This window comes from Algoriphagus formosus (assembly GCF_002807035.1).
Lineage (GTDB): Bacteria > Bacteroidota > Bacteroidia > Cytophagales > Cyclobacteriaceae > Algoriphagus > Algoriphagus formosus.
This window is the reverse complement of record NZ_NIUC01000002.1, coordinates 1,276,135-1,297,130: the sequence shown is the minus strand read 5'-3', so window position 1 is coordinate 1,297,130 and position 20,996 is coordinate 1,276,135. Positions and strand designations below refer to the sequence as shown.

Here is a 20,996-nt window from a genome sequence, read left to right as displayed (position 1 = left end):
AGTTTGAGAATGCGTTCAATCTTTTTTCAACAGCACTATCTTACCTAGCCTCCACCCGTACCTTGGCTCCTGTCATCAAAATCCTGCGATAGCCATTCTGCGTATCCGAACTCACCTCTTTGCCTAGGATTTTCACCTGCTCATAGCTTTCTGGAATTTCAATTGACAAACCCCATTTTTTCTGTGTTTGGGACACTTCAATTGTCAACTCCCCATCAATCTTTTCATAGCTAAGGGAAATTTCATTGTCTCCTATTTGCACCTTTTCAATACTGGCACTTTCCCAATCCGAGGGCATTTGAGGCCGAATATAAATCACCCGATTTCCTGCATCCGGCTGAATCCCAAAGAACTGTGTGACGATGGGAATCGCATAGCTATACAAATTCCAAGCTTGGGTAAACATGCCATAATCAGGAGAAACTTCGTAGATCGAGCCTGGCAATGCAAAGCTGAAACTGCGGGTCATTCGCTGAAGGTAATCCAAGGCTGCGTCCGGGTTTCCATACCTGTTTTCTCCAATAGCGGAGACACCTGTCGGCAAAGTCATCACAGCTCCTGTGTAAGAAAAAACCTTACTCCCGGAAAAAGAACCATCTTCGGACTCTGCGCTTTCGTCACGGTCAATTCCCGTCACAAAGGTGCCAAAGGGATTGGTATAATTCCGTGCTGTCTCCAATGCGATTTGAGCTTTCTCGGGATCTGCTACTCCTACTTCCATCGGTGTATTGACCACCCAATTGTGATATAATACAAAGCCCTGTTTTTGATCTGCTGGGATTGTGGATAAATACCTTTTGGTGGCCTTCAACTCCTCCACAGCCCAAGGCTTATTCAAGGTATCTGCACGGATAATCGCTCCATCAATCAGGTGCAAGGCTTCTTCCGCTGTACCTATAAAATCTGCATAACTCCCAAATTCAGGCACCCAGAAATCGCTATTGATTTTTTCTGCCAAAGCATCTGCAGTCTGTTGATAACTTTCAGAAAGTTCGGTTTTTCCGAGTATTTCGGCCATTTTCGCCGCATCCGCAAAAGCCTTGTAGCTGTAGGCAGCCACATCAATCATCTCCGATTCTAATCCGTGGATTTCCATCATCCCATAGCCATCTGCCAATAAATTCCTATCCTGATCATTTTCTTCAAGGAGCCAAATGAGCCCTTTTTCCACAGATGGAAAATACTTCTCTAAAAACTCTTGATCTCCAGTCCAGCGGTAAACCTCCCAAATCATGGAAGCCCATTGCGGCGTTTCATTGATGTTACCGGGGTTGAAAACTACCCCATTGGTGGATGCTTCGTGGATAATTCGACCATTTCCGTTGGTTTTTTCAGATAGCTCATGAATCAATTCCACAGTACTATACACCAGTTCTTTTCTACCGGTGGCCAAAAGTCCCTGAATGGTATATTCACTATCCACACCAAAAAACCAGGGGTAATCCGGCAAGCCTGCACCGAAACCCCTGCCTAAATCCGGCACATCGCGTACCAACCAATCCGTATTGAACTTAGTCCACTCAAATGCCTTTTGCAGCTGCTTATCTGGGATGTTAATGGCGGATTTCTCGGAAATTTCCTCATAACGTCGCTTTTTGGAAAACCAGTCAGCCTCCAGATTTTCTCTCAAATCAGCAATGGTTTCCAAAGCCCTTAATTCGCTTTCAGTAGAGCCAGCGATATAAATGGGAAAAATCAATTCAGACCCTGATGGAATATTCAGTTGGACCCCGAAGGCAGCCGAAGTACCCATGCCTCTCGACTCAAAATTGCAGATTGGATTGACAGGTGTCAGTGGAATTCCCGCATCCGTTCCCCATACGGCATACCAATCATTCCCTTGATCCTTTGCAGTGAATGTTCCGGTCAACTCATTGAAAGCTATCTCATCCGCTTGATCAATCATCCCGCTTCGCTCTCCAAGCCAAACTGGCCTCAGGTCTACCTTGGAAGTCCATGAAAAATCAAAAGATTTATCCACAGAACCAGTATTTCGAAAACGATACAAAACGATCATTCCCTCCCTCGCATCCGGTACAAAGTGCATACGTTCTACTTCCAAATCTGCCAATACGCTTCCATAATCAATCGTATTGGCAAATGGATAATTGGTAAAAGTCTTTCCTTCCGTCAGGCAAATGCTTTGAGAATCATCTCCAAGCTGTGCTACAAAACCATCAAGCAACTTAATTGGATGCAACCAGATTCCTCCCATTTCTCCTTCCACATGCCAACCCAAATCCGGAAATGAGCCATTTTGATGTCCGACTAAGTACAATCGATCTCCTGCAGCTGAAAATGGGGAGTTGAGGTATTCCGCTTTACCTTCGATTCCTTCTTGATTTTCTAGGTCTTGGAAAATTTGGTTAAATGAATCAGCTTGATTTTGGCAACTCCAGCACCATGCTAGGAGAAGAAGAACAAGCAGGCTTTTAGTAATTCGGAGAATTTTATTTAACATTCTACTAAGCGATTTTGCACTCCTTGAGTGCGTTTTTAAATATTTTTTGCACTATCACAGTGCATTTATCGGTTATAAGTCCCTCATCAGCTTTCCTATTTCCCGCCAAGTAATCAGTTTGATCCCTTCCTTTTCGATTAAATTCTTGGCTTTTTCACCCGTGAAAAAATCATAATCGGCCTGTCGCCAAGGCGCATGGAAACTGTCATGCCCTGCCGTCACAGCGTTCATTTCCTCATCATCAAAAGCGAGGTGAATCAACAAAACATGGACTCCTGCAGGCAGATTTTTCAAGGCTTGTGTGTAAAATTCTTCCATTCCACTTTCATAAGCTGCCTCATCCGCCATAATTATTTGATCTATCACCGGCAACTTATCCACATTTAAGCCTTCAAAAAGGGGCTTATTGGGAAGAATCAAACTTTGTAAAATTTGCTGATTGAGCATGGCAGGAATTTCATATTCCAATGCTAGCTTGACATAGATTTTCAAATATTCCGGCCTGCCAAAAAACATACAGCCCATGTGGGAATCAAGATGTGTGATATCAATTCCCAAGGATTTTGCGGATTCAATCTGGGCACGAACCTCCATTTCCACTTCCTCCGGGCTAGCATGCTCACTGACCTCCACGCAAGTAGGATACATGTGTCCCAATGGATTTGCCAAACCTGGAGCAGTAGACTTTCCTACTTCGGGACCCCAATTGTAATGAAGCCACTCATTAGTAAGCGTAATATGAATCCCGATATCGGGATCTCTAATTTCCTTTGCCAGCTCTGCAACTTCTGAAGACCAAGCCGCCGGTACCATCATACTGGTAGAGGTGACCAAGCCGTTTTTGATCGCCTCAAACGTAGCTTTATTCTGAGAATGAGAAACTCCCACATCATCTCCATGAATGATCAAAAGTTTGGAATCTTTGGGATAACCCAATTTTTCTTGGAGACTTTGGCAAAAAGCGGAAAAAGGGACAAGACTCAGTAAAACGAGGAGCAACGGAATTTTTTTCATAATCAATCGAATCAAAGCTGAAATTAAACAAAATCGCTACAACTCAATTTTTATTTTTCTCCCAAACACTTCGCCTAGACAGCCTGTTTGCACAATATGAACTTCAATAGGATTATCGTTTGGTTTCGAAATGATCTTCGCGTAAAAGATCAGGAAGCATTACACAAGGCTTGCTCTAGCGGAGCCGAAGTGATTCCTGTTTACTGCTTTGATCCTCGACATTTTGAGACGACGGAAATTGGTTATCCAAAAACCGGAAGTTTCAGAGGCAAATTCCTATTGGAATCTGTGGCGGATTTGAGAAGAAATCTACGCAAGATTGACGGAGACTTAGTAATCCTAAGAGGAAATCCGGAGGTCGAAATAATCACCTTAGCTGAGCGGGTAAAAGCTGATGCTATATTTTTCTCGGAGGAGGTGACTGCAGAAGAACAGCATGTGGATAAGTCTTTAGAGAAAGCTGCTTGGTCAAAGGGGATAGCTACGGAAAGGTTTTGGCAATCAACCCTTTATCACATTGAGGATTTACCATTTCCTGTGACGCAAGTTCCTGAAGTTTTTACCCAATTCAGAAAATCAGTGGAGAAAATGGCTTCCGTAAGGCCCACTTATCCACAACCCAATAAAATAAACTTTCCCAATGAATCAGTGATTCCACTAAGTGGTGAATTGCCTGGTTTGAAAAGTTACGGATTGGAGGACCCTGAGCCTGAGCGCCGTTCGGTGATGGAGTTTGATGGTGGAGAAAGCGCTGGCCTCGGGCGAATCCAATCCTATTTTTGGGAAGGTGATCACCTGAAAGTTTATAAAGAAACCCGAAATGGACTTATGGGTGAAGACTACAGTTCAAAGTTTTCCGCTTGGCTAGCTTTAGGATGTTTGTCGCCTCGTACCATCTACGAGGAAGTGAAGCGATATGAAAAGGAGCGAAAGAAAAACCAAAGCACTTATTGGTTGATTTTTGAGCTGATTTGGAGAGATTATTTTCGATTTATCACCAAAAAACACGGGAATAAAGTCTTCAAGATAGAAGGGATTAAAAATACAAGGGACTCCTGGCGCAGAGATAGTGCTGATTTTCAGCGCTGGTGTGAGGGGCAGACAGGAGTCCCCTTTGTAGATGCCAATATGCGAGAACTCAAATTCTCCGGCTTCATGTCAAATCGTGGCCGTCAAAATGTGGCGAGTTTTCTCGTCAATGATCTGGGAATTGATTGGACTTGGGGGGCTAGTTATTTCGAAAGCCAACTGATCGATTATGATGTTTGTTCCAATTGGGGTAATTGGATGTATGTGGGTGGCGTAGGAAATGATCCTCGAGAAAACCGCTACTTCAATATCCTGAGGCAAGGAAAAAATTATGACAAAAACGGAGACTATGTACGATTGTGGGTTCCTGAATTAGCAGATATCAAAGGCTTTGATATTCATCAACCTTGGGAGTTATCCACAGCGCAACTAAAAAAGATCGGAATTCAAATGGGCAATACTTATCCACAGTCGATGGTTGATCTGGAAGGGGTTTTTTGATAGTGGAGAATGTGGATAATTATTTTTTAGCTCCATACTTTTCCTGCATTTTTTTCCTGTAGTTCGGATTATACTTCCAAAAAGTAAAATACATCACCACAGACCAAAGGATCATATTGAAAATTAAATTTATGTAGGTGCGATAATCCTTCAAATACGACCAATCGAATCCACGATTGATTCCGACATAGCCATTTACTAGCATACCAGCCAAACTGGTCAAAACAATAAACCAAGCAAAAACCCTTAGAAAGAGTTTCAACTCTGTAAGTTTGCTATTAGACGAGTTATGTTTGACAGTCATTTGAATTTTTGGATTGCTGATTTTCCTGCTTCCATAAATATCCAGGGCGCCAGACGAAGAATTGAGTGGCAGTCCAAAAGGCCCAGTAAAATAGCATTTCATAGTAAGTAGATTTTTCCCGAAGAAAATCATACTCGAAACGCAACTCGGGATAGACATAGCCTTTTTGCCAAAAGACTAGAGGAACTGCAAATAATAATCCCCAAGCCCAATTCTTCTTAAAATATTTGACAAACAGTTTCACCGCTTAGTACTCAAATTTCAACCCCTCAAAATCCGGCTTCAATATTTTCTTACGATTCAGTTCCCGCTGATAAAGATACTCACCCAACTCGGCAAAGAACGGTAATCCAATTCCCTCCGTCTCGTAAGTATTATCATTCAAGGTTTCATTTTGGTTGGTATAAATCACCGCCGACACAAAAAATTCAACACCATTCTCATAATCCACAAAATAGCTTCCATCAATCAGGTGACCATAAGCCCAACCTGTCTTATTGAAAATCCGAAAGCGTTCCGGAATGGGGTTTTTATCTGTTCCAAACTTGAAAAACTTCGAATAGCTGTCGTAATAGTCGGGTCCTTCGTACTTGGGAAAATCAGACTCGCCGGGTAGCATACTCATGTATTTCAGGATAAACTCACGATGCTCCTCATTCAAATTAAAACGATCAGCTTCCATAAATGAGCGAGGAAATACAATTCGCTGGACGACTCCATGCAGGTCAGATAGGGCAAATTTATTTTTGAAGGTAAACTCCATGCCTGTCTCAATCAGCGAATCACCGGCATAGTAGGCTCTTCCAATCATGGGCCGCTCAGGATTGGAATAAACCTTTTCGGTAGTTCTCTCGGGCAATTCCAAAAGAATATTTCCAGACTTATCCACAAACCGAATGGGATTGAAGAAGCGATTTTCAACTTCATTTGCGGGATAGCTCAGGCGATGATTAATCACCGTATGATTCAAGCCCTTTTCGGCAAGCTTTTGATTAATGTAGTCTTGACCAAGCAACTCATACAAGCGATTGTAAGCGTCATTGTCTGAAACCAAAAGGATTTTTTTGATGTAATGCCCAATGCTTGGGAGGGAGTCCATAGAGGACTTATCCACATAGGCTGGAAGCTGTGAAGGCCTCACCGAATCTGTCAGCATGGGTGTGTCCAAGGTTAAGTTATCCACATTTTGCTCTTCAAGCCACTCCAAGGCTAGAATGGCGACGGGTAACTTGACAGTGGAAGCCGGGTAGAAATAACGCTCATCATCCAAATTGAAAGAAAAGGTTTCCATCATGGGATTCATGTGCTCATTTCGATCTATTTGCGTAAAAAGAATCTGAACTTGATACTTATCCACACTATCCAAGACTCGCTGAAGAGTCGGAAAATCCTCCAAACCATCTTCAAAAAGTACCGGCTCTTTTTGAGAACAAGCGAATGAAAATAAAATAATCAGAAATAGAATCGTTAGCTTTTGCATTGTTAAAGGGCTAGATTTTCTAAAATATCAGCTAGGTATTCAATATCTTCTTTTTCGTGGAAAGCTGAAAGAACAATCCGGTTAACTTTGGGACTATCCGCATGTGGATAAGGAAAACTGGAGGTGATGATTCCTGATTTCTCCAATTGCTCCACCCAAGAGTCTTCGGTATATCGAAAAACCGGGTAGTCAGGGTTTCCTATGATCTGTGGCATAAAGGCAATCAACTCATAGAAGTATTGACACAGTTCCTTCAGGTGTTCGTGTGCCGCTTCATAAGTATGCTGCATTTCCAAAAAAGTCCGGATATGGGCAGGAGATCCAGGAGAAGCCCCAGCAAAAAGTGGCAAATTTTTAATATGGTCTATATGATAATCCGGACAGAGAACGATTCCTGCTGGCAGGCCCAAACCCTTACCCAAAGAACCGCTCACAATTACTGAAACGGAATCACATTGCAGCTTGGAGTAAGTGCCAAATATTCCATTTCCCAAAACCCCAAAAGCATGTGAGTCGTCAACCAGAAGCCAAACTTTATGTTTTTTACCAATTTCCTCCACCCAAGAATAATCATGGATTTGCACATTTAAGGCATCCACGGCATTACCGACTATCAATATGCTTCGAGAAGAAAGAGATTCAGCTTTTTCCAGACAATCAATTTTCCATTGTTTAAAATTTAATTGATCGCTTGCTAGATGTCCGTCTGGAATGACTGCCGGATGGGCATCTGGGGCGATCCAGACCTCATCTACCTGATTAATGACACTCTTCCAAGCAGCGATTCCGGCGAGATAACCCGAACTGAAAAGTGCTCCTGCATCAGCGCCAGCCTCTTCAGCAAAAAAGGTTTCAAACTCATCAAAGACTTCTAGCTGTATGTTATTCTTTCTACTTTGTCCGAAATTAGAACCATACTCGAACACATTATTAGCCAGAATATCCAAAAAATCTATATCCTGCGGAATCCCCAAATAGGAGGTCCCGCTGAAGTATAGGTAGTCCTTTCCTTCGATCTCGATCATTCGACCGATGCCGGTATTTAGCTTGTGTTTCTTCAAAAGATATTACTTCGCAAAAATCTGAGATTCATCTTGGAATGACTTGAATTCCAGCGCATTTCCGCCAGGATCCAAGAAAAACATCGTCGCTTGCTCGCCTACTTCACCTTTGAAACGGATGTATGGCTCGATGACAAACTCTATCCCATGCGCTTTCAATTTATCAGCCAGAGCATGCCATTCGTCCCAAGGGAGGATCACCCCAAAATGTCGAACCGGCACATTTTTTCCATCCACTGCATTGGTATTTGCTTTGGCTAGTTCCTCAGGCTTTATGTGTGCAGACAATTGATGCCCAAAAAAGTTGAAATCGATCCATTTATCAGTACTTCTACCGATATCACATCCAAGCAATTCTCCATAGAAAGCACGGGTCTCTTCGATATCACGAATAGGGAAAGCAAGGTGAAAGGGTTTGAATTCGCTCATATTTATTACTTTCGTTTATTGATTTTTCATCCTAAAGATATGGCAAAAAAGCAGAAAGTTTCATTGGTTTTGAGTAGCGGTGGGGCTCGAGGATTGGCACATGTCGGAGTGATTGAGGAATTGGAGGAGCGGGGTTACGAAATAGCCGAAATCGCGGGCTGCTCAGCAGGTGCTTTGGTAGGCGGAATGTACGCCAGTGGCAAAATGGAAGAGTTTAAGAACTGGATCTGCAATTTGGATCGGATCGATGTATTTTCCTTGATGGATTTTACTTTTTCAAGTAAGGGTTTTATCAAAGGAGAAAAAGTCTTTTCGGCTTTAAAAAAGGTAGTTCCAGACTGTCAGATAGAGGATTTAGCCTTGCCTTTTTCCTGCAATGCAGTAAATGTAGAAAGCGGAAAAGAGGTCATTTTTGATAAGGGAAGCCTATTTGCAGCCATTCGAGCATCCGGCAGTATTCCTTCCGTCTTTATTCCAGCTAAACAGGGAAATCAGCCCTTGATAGATGGTGGGGTGTTGAATCCGATTCCCATTTCCCTTCTTACACCCCAAAATGATACCCTTTTGGTCGTCGTAGATGTCAATGGGCTGGATCAAGAATACATCGCCCCTCCCAAGAAAGATTCGAAAGGAAATCGATTTATCAATAGCCTTCCTGCTTGGATGATTGATTATAAAAATAAAATGACCCAGTACTTTCCGGAGGAAAAACCCACGGAGAAAGATAGCAGTTATTCCACCTTGAACTTGGTGAAGCGCTCATTCGATCTTTTGCAAGATCGCTTTTGTGAAATGCTTTTGGAAAAGCATGCGGTAGATGTACAGGTAAAAGTGGCTCGAAAGCAGGCAGGAACATTGGAGTTTTATCGAGCAGCGGAAATGATAGAAATTGGTCGGATTAAAGCCCGAAAGGCCTTGGACAAACTAGAAAATGGAGATTAACGAGTTAAATCGGCTTTTGGGCAATGTGGATAACTACCTCTTGGATCAGATCCTTAAGGGTCGGTTTACCAAGGAGATGAAAATCCTTGACGCGGGTTGTGGGGAAGGAAGAAACACGGTTTACTTCATCAATCAAGGCTATTCGATCTTTGGAATCGACCCAAACGAATTGGCTATTCAGTACTGTCGCTATCAGGCAAAGAGTCTTGACCCAAACTATGATGCGCATCGGTTTCAGCTAGGAAGATTGGAAGAAATTCCATTCCACAATCAGGCCTTCGATGCCCTTATTTGCTCAGCAGTGCTGCATTTTGCAGAAAATGTGGATAACTTTTGGCAGATGATCAAAGAAATTCATCGGGTACTAAAGCCAGGAGGAATTTTTTGGTTTCGGATGTGCACCGGCTTTAGCGATATCTTAGAGAAGTCAGAAAAACTGGAAGGCGGAAAATACCGCTTGCCGGACGAATCAGAACGTTTTGTGCTGACCCAAAGCCATGTGGATAAGTTGCAGAAAATGGGCTTTCAATTTCTGGAAGCTCCCAAAACCGTTTTAGTCTTGGAACAGCGAGAAATGGGGGTCTTTTTACTTCAGAAGCAGTAAAACTATTGCAAAATCATTACGCTGATATCCTTATCATTGGCGATAAGGTTCTCTGCTACACTTCCGATTAGCAAATCTTCATCGTCAGATTTCCCCTTCTTCGATATGATAATCAGGTCGGAATTTAGCTCCCTTGCCTTGTTGTAAATCACATTCCCGATCGGCTTTCCAAACGATCGAATAGTAAGCAGCTCGCGGTCGGTCTTCGCTTTTTTCTTCAATTTCTCAAATTTGGATCGGGCTTCCTTTTCCAAACTCTTTTGAATCTGACTTTCCCCCGCTACAAATGGGAAATAATGAATCCCAATTTTCAACACATGAAGCGGCGTGAGCTTAGCATCCGTTTTTTGAGCAATAAACTCAGCTGATTGAAGAACTTTCGGAGAATAATCCGAAAAATCAATCGGAACGACCACATCTGTGATCGTAGCCGTGGCCGTTTCAGGGACCAAAATCAGATTGGTGCGAAGCAGGCGAACCAGCTTACTGCTGAAAATACCGCTACCCTCAAGCCCTTTCTTTTTACCCAAGAAAACCAGATCAAACTTTTGCTTATTCAGCCACTGAACCAATTCGCTAAAGTCCGGTCTAGGGTGTATGTAGGATTTGATCGTGGACTTTCCGGGACCAAAAACCTCATCGATTTTGGATTGAATATCCTCCTCGATCAAACCTTCCAAGGTCTGATTTTTCTCATCCAGCATCTCCTTCAGTTCAGGTGAAAGGGCTTCTACTTCTATCTGATGAACCAAGTAAAGCTCTTCGAAATCAAAGAGTTTATCATAGCCTTTGATAAATTTCAAAAGCAATTCATCCATCTCAGTGAGATCCGCAAAGAGGGCTATTTTTCGAAATTCTTTCATTTTAAACGTCTTTTTCGGTGGTAGAAATGTCTTCAGTCTTTTTGAGGAGCTTTCTTTTTGGAAAGTGTTCGCTCCAATTTCTTCTCATAACGCTTGGTGTCCGGCTCTTTTTCCAATTGAGTCATTTTCAGGTACTCTGATTTCAGGCCCTTATTCAAAGAATACATCATCAAAACCAAAATGAACAGGAAAGGCAAACCGGTGGTAATAGAGGCCGTCTGCAAAGCACCCAATCCACCTCCAATGAGAAGTACAGCTGCTACTGCACCTTCTGCAGTGGCCCAAAATACACGCTGAGGAACAGGAGAGTCAAGTTTTCCTCCCGAGGTAATATTATCGATAACCAAGGATCCTGAATCAGATGAGGTCACGAAAAAGGAAGTGACTAAGAAAAGGCCAATAATCGACCCAAGCATGCTGAGCGGAAACTCCTGAATGAACACAAAAAGAGCTGTCGATGCATCTGCGACGATGTTATTCGCAAGATCATGGTTGCCAGCCTGCATATCCAGGTAAATCGCCGAACCGCCCATTGCCGTCATCCAAAGAAATGTCAACAATGCAGGAATCAGCAGTACTCCCAAGATAAATTCGCGGATGGTTCTCCCTTTCGACACTCGGGCAATGAACATCCCCACAAATGGCGACCAGGAAATCCACCATGCCCAATAGAATACCGTCCAGTCCCCCTGCCAACCCTTATCACGAATAGCTTCCGTCCAGGTAGAGACTTCAATGAAATTGCTCATGTAGTTACCCACATTTTGGATAAAACCTCGCATGATAAATAAAGTAGGCCCGAAAATCAGGACAAAAATCAACAAGGCGGCTGCAATTCGCACGTTCCATTCACTGAGAAATTTGACCCCTTTGTCAATCCCTGATACCACAGAAATGGTAGCAATCAGCGTAATCCCCGCAATCAGCAAGACTTGGGTCAAAACCGTATTGGGAATTTCGAAAAGGTAAAATAGTCCTCCACTGACTTGCTGTACTCCCAAACCCAGCGAGGTTGCCAAACCAAACAAAGTAGCCAAAACAGCAAATACGTCGATAATATCACCGATCCAGCCATTCACCCGCTCACCCAAAAGGGGATAGAAAACTGATCGAATCGTAAGGGGAAGCTTTCGGTTGTATGCAAAAAATGCCAGGGCAAGGGCGACAACGGCATAAATGGCCCAAGCATGAAACCCCCAATGCAAAAAAGTCAAGTTCATGGCATTTTGAGCGGCCTCAGGACTGTAATCTTCCGAAATTGGTGAGTTGGCATAATGACTTACCGGCTCCGCCACACCCCAAAACAACAGTCCGATCCCCATTCCTGCACTGAAAAGCATGGCAAACCAAGCAGATGTGGAAAACTCCGTTTCGGCATCCTTTCCACCGAGTTTGATCCTCCCATACTTACTGAAACCGACGTAAATACAGAATATGATGAAAATATTGACGACCAAAATAAATAACCAACCGGTCTGATCCGTGATAAAGGTTTTCATATTTCCAAAAATCTCTTCCATGGGTTCTCCTACCCAAAGGGTGACACCGATAAAAAGCACAATTAAGATCGTGGCCGGCCAAAAGACGGGCGGATGGATATCTACGTATTTATTTTTCATAGTCTAAAATTTTTAGAAATAATACCCCAGATTGATATTCAATCTAGTATTCCAGGCAGGTTTGTTAGAAATGGGATTCGTGGGGCTAATGGGTTCCTGGTAGTCCACTCCTCTTCCCGTTCCGAGTGCATTTCCACCAAAAATGTCACTGATCCAAGGCTGATTCATGCCTTGAGCAATATCGAAGTAGCAGAAGATTTTGCCGGCACTGACCAAAGCCCCTGGCACCAGCATATGGGTAGGAGCAAAGCCTTGAGTGGCACCATTCAGCTCGATTTCATTGAATTTTTGCATGTAGGTGTAATCCGTGTAAAGCTGAATATTCCGAATCGGCCCCCAACTCACAGGGATATCACGAGAAAGCCCGATGGTGTACATGGCAGCCTCAGCAGCCACATCGTAGGTGCCAAATCCATAAGCCCCCATTTGCACGAAACTGAGTACCTCGTCATTATCATCCCGTACGTCCTGGAAGTTGTAGTAAATGATTTGGGACTTCAGATTCCATTTTCCCCAGTTGTTTTCGTAGTGGATAGCCCCGGCAAATTGCCTTCCTGTGTGAGTGGTCTCTTGATTGTAGACTTCATGGGTTTGAAAGGAAAGCCCGAGCTCACCATTTGCGAGGAGACGTGCTGCCCGTATATTCAGTTGCCTGCGTTCTATGTTGGTATTTCCCGGAACGGGGACCACATCATAGGAATATCGGGCAGATGCCGGCACGCCAAAGCTCAGTTCATTTGTACCCCTAGGTTCTGAAAGCAGAAAATAAGCAAGGTTGAGTCGCCAGTTTTCCAGTTCCTTTGTGAAATTGAATCCAATCTGATGATCATCTTCCAATCCCACATAATACGGTGTGGTAAACCACCAACTGTGTGAAGCATAGGTCAACAGGCCAAAGGGAACTTGGGTAATTCCGAATTGTAAATTGGTGCTGGGGTTGAATCGGTAACCGATCCAGCCATACTTGATAAAATGGGTATTGAAAGTGGGATAAAATCGGTATTCAAAAGAAAGCTGCAGGCCATCACTGTAAGAGTCCACATTGATCCGCCAAGTATCCCAAGTCCAGTCATTGCGAAGCTCGGTGCCGAGTGGGAAAGTTTGACCTTCAAAGTGTGTGTAGATGGTATTGAGGCGGATGGCTCCACCTATTTTCAGCCAAGAAGTATCCTTTTTGGTTTCTTGAGCAGCAAAATTGACAAACTCCAAAGTTGCCTTGGAAGTGCCGTAGTCCTTTTCGAATAACTGCTGTAGGGGGGAGCCTCGATTGAGTGAATCCATGTGGGATCCATAGGTCAAAATCGGAATAGCGAATAAAATAGTATTAAAAAAAAGGTATAAAGACAGACGTCTCATTTGTGATGTTTTACATTTCCAAAGAGAAGGTGATGTTTTACCCTGAATTTTTAAGTTACAATTTACCCTTCGGAAATGAAAATTTAGGGTACTTTATTCCCTAAATGCAAGGGATAAGGTTTGCTTTCCCTAACCCTAAAAAGAGCTTGCTCATCGATTTGTCCTAACTTTACCAAAGCTATAGCTTCTCAAAAAGCCGAAAGAAGCATTTCATTCCGCAGAGAAAATTACTTCAACATAAACCATGACCTTACAATACGCACTTGAATTAATCGGAACTTTCGTCTTTGCCATTTCGGGCGCTTTAGCCGTTCGGGAGCGGGAGCATGATTTGTTTGGCGCGGGCTTTACGGGTTTTATTACCGCTATTGGAGGTGGTACTCTCCGGGATATCTTATTGGATGCTCACCCCCTTGTGTGGATTGGTGATATTTATTTTTTGTATGCCATTTTGGTTGGTATTTTAGCGGCATTCATTTTCCCCAATTTTCTAAGCCGCTTGAGAAGGACTTTTTTCCTTTTTGATACCCTGGGAATTGGCTTTTTTACGGTTTTGGGTGTGGAAAAAGCCCTCAGCCTGGGCGTCAGGCCGGAGATCGCAGCTATCATGGGGATGTTTTCTGCTGTGATGGGAGGAGTGATTCGGGATACGCTGACGAATGAAATCCCAATTCTGTTTCGTAAGGAAATCTATGCCTCTGCCTGTCTGGCGGGAGCAATTTTGTATTTGGTGTTGAATTATTTCGGGCTGGCAAGAGAGTGGAACTTGCTGATTTCTATGTCTACGGTCATTTCCATTCGCCTGATAGCGATGAAGTATAAATTAAGCTTGCCGAGGTTAGATTGAATCGTCACTGCGAGCGAAGCTTGCGGAGCGCATCCAGCCTACCGGAGGACAAGCAGTCTCAAACTATTTTTGGATATAGCTTTTTGACTTCATTCTAAAGAAAGAAAGTCTTTTCTATGTGTCTATGTGGTTCTTTTCTTTTTTTAAAACCAGATAGAAACATAGTGGATAACTAGCTGGCAGAAGAAATTCAAAAAATCTCCCGCAGATTTACGCAGATTAGCGGCGCAGATGCTCGCTGTTTTTTTGACCAAAAGAATGACCCTGGAACCTGAATCCGCGAAAATCAGCGGATTTTTCTGCGATGATCAGCGGGATAGAAAAACAAAAAATAATCTTTTCTATATTCTTATGTGGTTCTACTCTTCTTTTTTAAAACCACATAGAAACATAGCGCACATAGCGGCCATTGGCGATTAAAGGAAAAAACCAAATCAAATTGCTCTCGCAAAGTAGCCAAGTTGCAAAGCTTTGGTTCCGTCACTGCGATCCGCCACGGTGGAGTGAGCATCCTCAAAATATCCGAAAATACCACAACGTTTTGATTTCTCACAAATGGTAAAAACAGAATCATTTGCCATTTCTATGTGACTATGTGGTTCTTTTCTTTTTTAAAACCACATAGAAACATAGTGGATAACTAGCTGGCGGAGGAAATTCAAAAGTTCTCCTGCAGATTTACGCAGATTAGCGGCGCAGATCAGCAGGAAAACTCTTTTTCTTCCTTGCGACTTAGCGGGAGCTTTTATTCAGAAATACTCGGTTTCACCCGCACAAAAGCCATTTCGTCGTCTAGATTGATATAAGCATACAACATCCCGTCCTTAAAGAAAGACATATTTGAACCCGGAAATTTTTCAACGACCTCTTCATGAAGCATTTGATAATCTGAGTCAAAAACAGTGACCACGTTCTTGTAAATCACAGAATCAGCAATCATCCGATCCTTATCCTTGGTCAGTCTCCAAATCAGGTTTTTATCAGGCTGGGGAATAAGTGGACCAAAACGAACTTGCTCATTTTTTTCCTTCATCACCTCCATCAAGGCCTCCCTACTTTCCACTCGCTGCGGGTAATCCAATATTCGCTCATTGGAACTTAATTGAGCCTGGTATTGGTGGTGAATCAGGGAGTCAGCATCAAAATCATACACATAGATTTCATTGAATCCCGTATTGGAAAACACAAAATCACCAGCGATCACATCCATGAATACCTGCTCTCCGGTGGACATCATAGAATTTCCCCCCATCTCAAACATGATTCGATATTCATCCAGTTTGGAAATCGCATCAGTCTCCTCCACTTGTATTTCCATGGTCTCGGTATCGACAAAGGCCAATCCTTTTGCTGGTTTTTTGAAGTCCTCATCGGTCAATTGACCTATAAACCGCTTCCCATCTGGAGAAAAAATCCCCATGGTCTCCACTTCATCCGTCTCACCAAAATCATATCCGCTCAGTTTGCTTTTGTCAAACTCATAGCTCCGGACTAATTCTCCCTTTGGGGTGATTTCAAATATTTTTTGAAAGTCGAATAGAAGCAAATTGCCATTATCCAACACCTGAAGCTTGCTGATAAAGCCTCCACCAACTCCATTTGGACCTTCTTTTTCAAGTTGGACAGTCTCCTTCAGTGCCAGGGCATCCAAATCAACTATCTCAAGCAGAAAAGTTTGAGGGTTGAGGTTAAAGAGCATTTTTTTATCTGCCGAAACATCAGCGATCCCCAAGCCCCAGTTAAGAAAAAAGAAATGATCTCCGGGATCCACCATCACCGTATCGATTTCATAGGTGATCTCTAGGTCTCGGGTAGCCTTAGAAGTTTCAGGATCTCCACCACAAGAAAAAAGGGTAAGGATCAAAAGGTAAATAGGTAGTTTTTTCATCATTTTGTTGGTTTTATTTTAATTCTTATAAAGTATAATTCATCATCCAAATTAATCCCCTTGTGTAGTCTTCCATCTCGAAAGAAAACATTCCCTGTAAAACTTGGAAAATCAGCGATCTCATACAGGAGATTAAGATTTTGGTCAAAAATGCTGAGTATAAAATTCCACTTTTCACCATCAAGAGGGGATACTGACCGATAATAGCTGATTCGATAAAATCGCTTGGATTTTTCATCGTAGACAAAAGGCCCAAACTGATGCTCTAGTGCTTTGGCTTTCACAGCATCCTGCAGTGCTTCCATCGAGTTTACTTTTCTGGGAAAGTTTCCAGCTCTTCGCTCAGGAAGCATGTCGGATGAATAAGTCTTTTCTATCAATGAATCCGATTTATAGTCATAAATGGAAATCCCATTTACGCCATTGGTGCTGATTAGGACTTGATTATTGAATTCCTGTAAATAAAAACGATCGGAACTGACCGTTTGAATCTCTCCTTCTAGGACAATTTCGTATTCCTCAAGCGCGGCCAAAAGCGGAACCTCCTTTAGCGTGGCTTTTTCTTTTTCCCAGTTAATGACAATCAGCCCTTCACCCGATGAATTTCCGCCCCTGGATTTTCCATAGGTACCAAAAAACAGGTTTCCTTCATCATTAAAATCACCGGCAAAGCTGGCAATGGTCATAGGGGGAATCTGCTCGGCTACAAAGTCCATCTCGTCCCAATTGAGTCGGGTCATCAATTCTCCGCTTGAGTCCATTTTGCGGATAGCGTCAAAGGAGCTAGTGAAAATCTCTCCCTTTTCCGTGATATGAAACTCATAAACACTCAGCGAACCGATACCTTTGGGGCCCTCTTGGGTGAATTGAATTGATCGAACAATTTCATAGTTCTCCAAGTCGATCTCATCCAGACGTTTTTCGGTGGAATTGTAGAAATAAAGGGAGTTTTTATCCGGAGAAAGCGCCATTCGGGATAGCCCTCGGTCCACCGCGAGAAATAGGTCTCCAGAGTTCACTCTGACAGTATCGATTTCGTAGCTGAATTCGAAACTCTCCCTGGAAACAGTTGTCGAATTGGGCTTTCCTCCGCAGGAAAAAAGCAAAGTGATCATTAAAAGTGAAAACAATTTCCTCATAGATTCTAAAAGTTAGGTTTTAATCGAACAAAAGCTGCTTCATCATTGACATTTATAAACTGCCAATACATTCCTTGGGAAATAAATTTACCCCCTATAATCTTCCACTCATCTGGCAAGCGAATCTCACCCATTTGCTTGAATTCCTTATCAAAAAAGGTCATGTACGTCTCATTTGAATAGTCGTTATCGTAAGACATGAAGACTTTGTATGAGATTCTCCAGAAGCGTTCTGTTTTTTCGTCCCAGTTCATTTTGTGAAATGAAATTTGTTTCCATCGATCCCATATCGATTGGGTGCCCGCAGCACTAGAACTCGCTTCCGTGGGATAGGTAACTTCTGCCCGGTCTTCCGTCAAAGAAGAGCTAAACATTAGCTTTTGGTAAGTGTAAGAGTCAAGATCAAGTTTGTAGAGCTCATTGAAAGGCGAAGCGGAAACAAGAAGATGATTTTCGAATTCTGTCAAATGAATCTGCTCAACATAAACATAGGGATATTTAGCATATGGCTCTTTCTCGGTTTTGATTTCAAAGGGTTTCAATTCTTCATAAAGCGGCAATTCCACTTTTTTCAGGGTCATTTCCTCCAGATCAATTATAGCTAATCCCAATCTGGATGAGGGCTGATTGGACTTTCCGTAGAAGGTAAAAAACTGAGTTCCATCCTCAGAGATAAGCCCTTCATATCGGACTTCTTCATCGGCGTTTAAGGGATCTCCTTTTAAGTTTTGGGAGGTAAACCGATATTTTTCAACCGACTTTCTATCAGTTGAAAGCCTTACAATTTCTGTCCAGGCAAAAATGAAAACCTCTCCATTCTCCAAAACCTGAATACCATCATAAATACTACTAGTACCAATACCTGCGGGACCTTCGCGCTCCATGGGAATCGTATCCACGAGTTCCAGCAAACTCAGATCAATAACTTCCAGCTGAGGGAGTTTTTGATTCAGGTTATACACTGTTTTTCCATCATCCGCCAAATCGGATCTGCCCAGGCCTTCCGATAAATAAAGGAAATAGCCTTTGGAGTCGATCATGACTGTATCAATTGTATAGGTAATCTCAGCTAGGCTTGCTGATTTTTCAGACCCATTATTTTGACAAGATGCCAGTATAAAAAAGAGAATAAGGAGTTTTAAATATCTGATCACAGCTTAAAATTCATCACCGCAAAGCCCAACTCATCCTCAATATTAACGTAGGACCAAAGCTTGCCGTCTTTGAAGAAAGGCCAAGAAGGCTGAGAAGGCAGTTGTTCAATCTTCGATTCTCCGATCAAATTGAGATCTTTGTCAAAGGCAAACAAAAAAACCTCTGTTTTGGCTGGAAACTCAGAGTTCAGATTTGGCTTGGTGATGGAGGCAAATCGTATGTAAAATTCACGCTCCTTGTCCCATAATAAATCACCAAAGAAAATCTGGGATTGTGCCTTTTTTATCGCTTCATCAAAAGCTGCCTGGCTAGAGAACTCACTGATTTCAGGCGCCGCAGCCTGTGCTGGAACCAGCTTTGGGTTGTAAGCCTTAAACTTCAAGGAATCTTTTAAAATATCATATATGTAGATGCTGCTTGTTCCCGAAGAATAGGCGAATACTCGATTTTCTTGAATTTTCAAATTTGAACTGGCAAAACCTACCGCATTGTAGGAATTCCCTTCTCGAAAAACCAAGGTAAACTTGGTCAAAAACCCAAACTCCGGAAGATCAACTAAACGGGATTTTGAATCAGAATTATCCCAAAAAGCCAAACTAACACGCTGATTTTCTTGATCGTTGGGAAGGGAAACATACCATTGCTTTTGAGCATCAGCTTTTATGCCTGCCACCAAGTTGAACCCTTCCTCCTCTGTCAAATTCGGAAACTTATCCTTTCCAAAGGGAACCACATCGATTTTCACTGCAGAAGAGTCATAGATAGCGAAATTTCTGGAATCAATGATTAAAAAGCGGTTTTCATCAATAAGCTGAAAACTGTAAACAAAATTAGGGATGGCATTGGGACCCTCTTTTTCAAACTGAATCTTTTTGACAAGTTTCTTTTCATCTAAATCAAAGACAAATAATTCTCCTGAGTTCCGGTTCATAAAATAGTATCGCTCCTCGTCTGAAGTCAGACCATAAAGCGAAGGTCCGAATTGCAAATTGATTACTTGGTCACCGGGATCCATGACCAAAGTATCCACCGCAAAAGCCAAATTCTCTAAGATATTTTCCGATTCGGTTTTTTCAGAAGAATTTCCTCCACAAGAAAAAATCAAAGGAAACAAAAGTAGTACAGCCAGTTTTTTCATCCTTTTAAAACTTTAAATCCATCACCGCAAAGCCCAACTCATCCTCCACATTGACATAGGACCAAAGCTTGCCGTCTTTGAAAAAAGGGCTGCTAGGTGTTTTGTCTAATTCGGGAAGTGCTGTCTCTCCGATAAGATTCAAGTTATTATCAAAGGCAAACAAAAATACTTCTGCCTTGGAGGGAGCTTCAGGATCATCACCTTTGGGCTCATAGATCCTCCCAAATCGATAAAAACGTTTGGTTTGCTCATCGTAGAGGAGTTTTTCGAAGCCGATCTGGGTTCTTGCCTTTTCCATTTCTGCCTCAAACTCTTCCATTGAGGATACTTTTCGTTGAATAGGGATTTCCTTTTGATTAGGGACCAGACTAAAGTCAAATTCAAACAGCTGAAGTGAATCCTGACCGGGTTCAAATCGATAAATGCTGTTGGTCGTAGCTCCGGAGATATAAAACTTACCACCTATTTCCTGAAATGAAATCTCCTCGAAGTAGATGGACATGCTTTGATCCGATTGAAGTAGAATTCGATATTCTCCTACTATATCCAAAGCCGGAATAGGAAGTACTTTCCCGCTTTTGGCTTCCAAATCAATTTTTGCCAGTTGGGTAGTACCCTCCATAAAGTCATTTGGAAGGGAATAGGCTATTTTTCTGTCTGGAGAAAGGCGGATGGAATTGGTGATATTGAATTGGGCATCTTCGCCCAAACCTTCCACAACGAATTCCTCCGGCTTGAGGGTCAAATCAAGTACTTTTTGGCCCTGCTTGTTGAAAATTCCTGTGGATTGGAAACTGGAGAATAGGAATTCTTCACCCGGGAGATATCGGGAAGTGGCGATAAAGTTGGCACCGATTCCGTTGGGTCCTTCTTTTTCGAAGGGTATTTGCTCCTCCAAAACCAATTCGTCCAAATTGATTTTATTGATCTGGGTGGTCGCCTCATCAAAAAGATAGAAGTAGGTCTTTGTCTCGTCAAGTGAACTTCCACGGACGCCTCGTGATAGATTGATGATTTCATCTCCCGGATCGACCACAACTGTATCGATGGAGTAGGAAAAGTTTTCTAAGATATTTCCAGAATTGGCTTCAACTGACTCATTTTCTCCTCCACAGGAGAAAGCCAAGGCAGCTATTAGGGTTGGGAAAAGGAATTTTTTCATAAAA

Annotated in this window: 18 protein-coding genes; 4 read left to right on the top strand and 14 right to left on the bottom strand. The window is 42.5% G+C overall.

Annotated features, from left to right (window positions below; genetic code table 11):
* Nucleotides 1-40: 40 nt before the first annotated feature.
* Both CDH51_RS11920 and CDH51_RS11915 read right to left on the bottom strand, forming a co-directional pair.
* On the bottom strand, nucleotides 41-2,461 hold the full coding sequence (locus tag CDH51_RS11920; RefSeq protein WP_100628773.1) for an alpha-L-rhamnosidase-related protein: 2,421 nt from the start codon (nucleotides 2,459-2,461) through the stop codon (nucleotides 41-43).
* 72 nt (nucleotides 2,462-2,533) lie between these two features.
* Nucleotides 2,534-3,475 (bottom strand): polysaccharide deacetylase family protein, encoded by a 942-nt coding sequence (locus tag CDH51_RS11915; protein ID WP_100628772.1) that lies wholly within the window; start codon nucleotides 3,473-3,475, stop codon nucleotides 2,534-2,536.
* Between the two features lie 96 nt (nucleotides 3,476-3,571).
* On the opposite strand from CDH51_RS11915, the gene CDH51_RS11910 reads away from it, so the two are divergent.
* Nucleotides 3,572-5,005 carry a DASH family cryptochrome gene (locus tag CDH51_RS11910; protein WP_100628771.1) on the top strand — a complete coding sequence of 478 codons (1,434 nt, stop codon included), beginning with the start codon at nucleotides 3,572-3,574 and terminating at the stop codon, nucleotides 5,003-5,005.
* 19 nt (nucleotides 5,006-5,024) lie between these two features.
* Here CDH51_RS11910 and CDH51_RS11905 read toward each other — a convergent pair whose 3' ends face one another.
* The 4 genes from CDH51_RS11905 to CDH51_RS11885 all read right to left on the bottom strand — a co-directional run bounded on the left by CDH51_RS11905 (nucleotide 5,025) and on the right by CDH51_RS11885 (nucleotide 8,279).
* A complete protein-coding gene (locus CDH51_RS11905; RefSeq protein WP_133389563.1) occupies nucleotides 5,025-5,411 on the bottom strand; it encodes a hypothetical protein in 387 nt (128 codons plus the stop codon).
* A 145-nt stretch (nucleotides 5,412-5,556) separates the two neighbouring features.
* Nucleotides 5,557-6,789, bottom strand: coding sequence for a serine hydrolase (locus CDH51_RS11895; protein ID WP_100628768.1), 1,233 nt, complete (start codon nucleotides 6,787-6,789; stop codon nucleotides 5,557-5,559).
* Between the two features lie 2 nt (nucleotides 6,790-6,791).
* Nucleotides 6,792-7,850, bottom strand: coding sequence for an aminotransferase class I/II-fold pyridoxal phosphate-dependent enzyme (locus CDH51_RS11890; protein ID WP_133389565.1), 1,059 nt, complete (start codon nucleotides 7,848-7,850; stop codon nucleotides 6,792-6,794).
* Between the two features lie 6 nt (nucleotides 7,851-7,856).
* Nucleotides 7,857-8,279 (bottom strand): VOC family protein, encoded by a 423-nt coding sequence (locus CDH51_RS11885; RefSeq protein WP_100628766.1) that lies wholly within the window; start codon nucleotides 8,277-8,279, stop codon nucleotides 7,857-7,859.
* Nucleotides 8,280-8,318: 39 nt separating this feature from the next.
* Between CDH51_RS11885 and CDH51_RS11880 the strand changes: the two genes are divergently transcribed.
* Together CDH51_RS11880 and CDH51_RS11875 are read left to right on the top strand one after the other, a co-directional pair.
* Nucleotides 8,319-9,221 carry a patatin-like phospholipase family protein gene (locus CDH51_RS11880; protein ID WP_100628765.1) on the top strand — a complete coding sequence of 301 codons (903 nt, stop codon included), beginning with the start codon at nucleotides 8,319-8,321 and terminating at the stop codon, nucleotides 9,219-9,221.
* Nucleotides 9,211-9,825 (top strand): class I SAM-dependent methyltransferase, encoded by a 615-nt coding sequence (locus CDH51_RS11875; protein WP_100628764.1) that lies wholly within the window; start codon nucleotides 9,211-9,213, stop codon nucleotides 9,823-9,825. The genes CDH51_RS11880 and CDH51_RS11875 overlap by 11 nt, the downstream gene beginning before the upstream one ends.
* Before the next feature lie 2 nt (nucleotides 9,826-9,827).
* On the opposite strand, the gene CDH51_RS11870 is transcribed toward CDH51_RS11875, so the two are convergent.
* The 3 genes from CDH51_RS11870 to CDH51_RS11860 are packed head-to-tail and all read right to left on the bottom strand — an operon-like array spanning nucleotide 9,828 to nucleotide 13,663.
* Nucleotides 9,828-10,688 (bottom strand): universal stress protein, encoded by an 861-nt coding sequence (locus CDH51_RS11870; RefSeq protein WP_100628763.1) that lies wholly within the window; start codon nucleotides 10,686-10,688, stop codon nucleotides 9,828-9,830.
* Between the two features lie 32 nt (nucleotides 10,689-10,720).
* Nucleotides 10,721-12,307 carry a BCCT family transporter gene (locus CDH51_RS11865; RefSeq protein ID WP_100628762.1) on the bottom strand — a complete coding sequence of 529 codons (1,587 nt, stop codon included), beginning with the start codon at nucleotides 12,305-12,307 and terminating at the stop codon, nucleotides 10,721-10,723.
* 12 nt (nucleotides 12,308-12,319) lie between these two features.
* A complete protein-coding gene (locus CDH51_RS11860; protein ID WP_100628761.1) occupies nucleotides 12,320-13,663 on the bottom strand; it encodes a hypothetical protein in 1,344 nt (447 codons plus the stop codon).
* A 244-nt stretch (nucleotides 13,664-13,907) separates the two neighbouring features.
* Here CDH51_RS11860 and CDH51_RS11855 point away from each other — a divergent pair, with 244 nt between their 5' ends.
* Nucleotides 13,908-14,510 carry a trimeric intracellular cation channel family protein gene (locus tag CDH51_RS11855; RefSeq protein ID WP_100628760.1) on the top strand — a complete coding sequence of 201 codons (603 nt, stop codon included), beginning with the start codon at nucleotides 13,908-13,910 and terminating at the stop codon, nucleotides 14,508-14,510.
* Between the two features lie 745 nt (nucleotides 14,511-15,255).
* Here CDH51_RS11855 and CDH51_RS11845 read toward each other — a convergent pair.
* From CDH51_RS11845 to CDH51_RS11825, 5 genes are read right to left on the bottom strand one after another with little or no spacing between them, the layout of a single operon-like run.
* Nucleotides 15,256-16,401 carry a DUF4221 family protein gene (locus CDH51_RS11845; RefSeq protein WP_100628758.1) on the bottom strand — a complete coding sequence of 382 codons (1,146 nt, stop codon included), beginning with the start codon at nucleotides 16,399-16,401 and terminating at the stop codon, nucleotides 15,256-15,258.
* A complete protein-coding gene (locus CDH51_RS11840; RefSeq protein WP_100628757.1) occupies nucleotides 16,398-17,537 on the bottom strand; it encodes a DUF4221 family protein in 1,140 nt (379 codons plus the stop codon). The genes CDH51_RS11845 and CDH51_RS11840 overlap by 4 nt, the downstream gene beginning before the upstream one ends.
* Before the next feature lie 5 nt (nucleotides 17,538-17,542).
* The gene (locus tag CDH51_RS11835; RefSeq protein ID WP_100628756.1) at nucleotides 17,543-18,691 is read right to left on the bottom strand and encodes a DUF4221 family protein; all 1,149 of its coding nucleotides are present in this window, start codon (nucleotides 18,689-18,691) and stop codon (nucleotides 17,543-17,545) included.
* A complete protein-coding gene (locus tag CDH51_RS11830; protein WP_100628755.1) occupies nucleotides 18,688-19,830 on the bottom strand; it encodes a DUF4221 family protein in 1,143 nt (380 codons plus the stop codon). The genes CDH51_RS11835 and CDH51_RS11830 overlap by 4 nt, the downstream gene beginning before the upstream one ends.
* Nucleotides 19,831-19,834: 4 nt before the next feature.
* Entirely contained in the window at nucleotides 19,835-20,992 is a 1,158-nt protein-coding gene (locus CDH51_RS11825; protein ID WP_100628754.1) for a DUF4221 family protein, read from the bottom strand.
* Nucleotides 20,993-20,996 lie beyond the last annotated feature (4 nt).

Bases quoted from the DNA above. Each gene is read 5' to 3' on its own strand.
- CDH51_RS11870 (WP_100628763.1), bottom strand. From the start codon at position 10,688: ATGAAAGAATTTCGAAAAATAGCCCTCTTTGCGGATCTCACTGAGATG.
- CDH51_RS11905 (WP_133389563.1), bottom strand. From the start codon at position 5,411: ATGAAATGCTATTTTACTGGGCCTTTTGGACTGCCACTCAATTCTTCG.
- CDH51_RS11880 (WP_100628765.1), top strand. From the start codon at position 8,319: ATGGCAAAAAAGCAGAAAGTTTCATTGGTTTTGAGTAGCGGTGGGGCT.
- CDH51_RS11920 (WP_100628773.1), bottom strand. From the start codon at position 2,461: ATGTTAAATAAAATTCTCCGAATTACTAAAAGCCTGCTTGTTCTTCTT.
- CDH51_RS11860 (WP_100628761.1), bottom strand. From the start codon at position 13,663: ATGAGACGTCTGTCTTTATACCTTTTTTTTAATACTATTTTATTCGCT.
- CDH51_RS11875 (WP_100628764.1), top strand. From the start codon at position 9,211: ATGGAGATTAACGAGTTAAATCGGCTTTTGGGCAATGTGGATAACTAC.
- CDH51_RS11885 (WP_100628766.1), bottom strand. From the start codon at position 8,279: ATGAGCGAATTCAAACCCTTTCACCTTGCTTTCCCTATTCGTGATATC.
- CDH51_RS11825 (WP_100628754.1), bottom strand. From the start codon at position 20,992: ATGAAAAAATTCCTTTTCCCAACCCTAATAGCTGCCTTGGCTTTCTCC.
- CDH51_RS11865 (WP_100628762.1), bottom strand. From the start codon at position 12,307: ATGAAAAATAAATACGTAGATATCCATCCGCCCGTCTTTTGGCCGGCC.
- CDH51_RS11895 (WP_100628768.1), bottom strand. From the start codon at position 6,789: ATGCAAAAGCTAACGATTCTATTTCTGATTATTTTATTTTCATTCGCT.
- CDH51_RS11855 (WP_100628760.1), top strand. From the start codon at position 13,908: ATGACCTTACAATACGCACTTGAATTAATCGGAACTTTCGTCTTTGCC.
- CDH51_RS11845 (WP_100628758.1), bottom strand. From the start codon at position 16,401: ATGATGAAAAAACTACCTATTTACCTTTTGATCCTTACCCTTTTTTCT.
- CDH51_RS11910 (WP_100628771.1), top strand. From the start codon at position 3,572: ATGAACTTCAATAGGATTATCGTTTGGTTTCGAAATGATCTTCGCGTA.
- CDH51_RS11840 (WP_100628757.1), bottom strand. From the start codon at position 17,537: ATGAGGAAATTGTTTTCACTTTTAATGATCACTTTGCTTTTTTCCTGC.
- CDH51_RS11830 (WP_100628755.1), bottom strand. From the start codon at position 19,830: ATGAAAAAACTGGCTGTACTACTTTTGTTTCCTTTGATTTTTTCTTGT.
- CDH51_RS11915 (WP_100628772.1), bottom strand. From the start codon at position 3,475: ATGAAAAAAATTCCGTTGCTCCTCGTTTTACTGAGTCTTGTCCCTTTT.